The sequence below is a fragment of the Ruoffia tabacinasalis genome (assembly GCF_042652985.1).
In the GTDB taxonomy this organism is placed as follows: Bacteria; Bacillota; Bacilli; order Lactobacillales; family Aerococcaceae; genus Ruoffia; species Ruoffia tabacinasalis.
Genome location: NZ_JBHSHQ010000083.1, coordinates 1 through 1726 on the forward strand (window position 1 = coordinate 1; position 1726 = coordinate 1726).

The window sequence follows — 1726 nt, forward strand, 5'->3', positions numbered from 1 at the left end:
TTGGCGGTTCAATATCTTGCATAAGCAGACTCTGTCAATTGGCTCAGTGTAACTAAGCCCCATTGTTGGAGTCTTTTCGTTGTAATGACCTTATGAACTTCATGTGTCTTTGATAGTCGCCAGTACTTTTTACGAGAAAAAGCAACTCGCTTCGCAGACTCCATGTCTAGCCCATAAGACGTAAGCTTTCTAATAATTGTCTTAGGTTTCTTCCAACGTTTAAGGATAAGCTGTCTGAGTCTATGGTGTAACCACTGCTCTATCTCTTTTATGAACCCTTTAATGAATCCAAGGCCAAAGTAATTTATCCAACCTCGTGTCACACGATTAATTTGTTGGACTATTTCTTCAAACGTGCCTGGTCGTTTACGACTTGTTAATTTCTTTAAAGACCGTTTGAATTTCTGCTTTGCCTCTTTGGTAGGGATAAAACGATAGGTTCCATTCACTTGGAACATCAGACAGCTCAAGAACTTTAAACGGGCTGGAGACCCTACTTTGCTCTTCTCTGTGTTGACAATCAATTTTAAATCTTTCTCGATAAACTTCGTCACACTTTCTAAGACGCGTTCACCGGCTCGTTTGCTTTTTACAAAGATGACAAAGTCATCTGCGTAACGAACAAATCGGTGTCCACGGTTTGCGAGTTCTTTATCCAATTCATGTAAGTACACATTGCTCAGTAGAGGTGACAGTACCCCTCCTTGTGGTGCGCCTGTTTTACTTTTTACGTATTCGCCAGACAGATCTATAACACCCGCTAATAAGAACTTACGAACGACTTTAATAATCATCTTGTCTTGGATGAACTGCTCTAAGTAGTAGATAAGCTTATCATGATTTAACGTGTCGAAGCATTCTTTGAGGTCACAATCAACCACTACTCTATAACCTTCTTCATAGTATGACACACACTGTTTAAGGGCACTATGCGTACTTCTTCCAGGGCGAAAGCCATGACTATTAGTCATAAAGTGAGGGTCAATGAGTGGCTCAATGACCTGTCGAATAGCTTGTTGAATCACACGGTCTCTCACAACGGGAATGCCAAGTTTGCGTACCTTACCATTAGGCTTAGGTATCTCAACTCGCTTGACCGGTTGTGGTTTATAGGTCCCATTGAGTAGTTTTTCTCTTAATGGGACAAAGTACTTATCAATGTGTACTTCAATCTCATTGACTGTCATATTGTCTATGCCCGCTGCCCCTTTATTTCGTTTGACAGCTTGAACGGCTTCGTCAATATTTTGCCTTCTTACAACTTGTTCCATCAAAGATGGATACTTATGATACATTTCTTTCATATCACCTAAAGTTTACTAGACGCATCGACTTCCTCTTTTGGTTCCACCTATTCCCTCCGCCGACTGCTAACCTGTGCGGTTGTTTTCTGTCCTAATCGTAAACTTTAACCTCCAATCTATAATTTGTATGAATATTGTTCGGTCCTTCACGGGTATACCCGCTACTATGACCTCTGCTGACTTCTCGCTATTCGTTGTTACTACTCAGTCGTTAGCGAGACCTCCCTGGGTAAGCGTACTAACCTTCCACTCATGTCACTGCCTCATTTACTGTATAGGACTCGTGCAGTATCGGACTTTACTTTGTTATGCAAGCTCGTCCATCCTAGTTCAGCCTTCATATGAGATTTCTGTTCGTCAGTGCGAGTGTTTGCCTCCGGCTTCCTTCAGATTCCACCTCACGGGGGACACCCTTGCCGTTA

Annotated in this window: 1 protein-coding gene; it reads right to left on the minus strand. The window is 42.1% G+C overall.

Annotated features, from left to right (window positions below):
• Positions 1 to 8: 8 nt before the first annotated feature.
• The gene (gene ltrA, locus ACFO5Y_RS11705) at positions 9 to 1295 is read right to left on the minus strand and encodes a group II intron reverse transcriptase/maturase (RefSeq protein ID WP_197105372.1); all 1287 of its coding nucleotides are present in this window, start codon (positions 1293 to 1295) and stop codon (positions 9 to 11) included.
• Positions 1296 to 1726 lie beyond the last annotated feature (431 nt).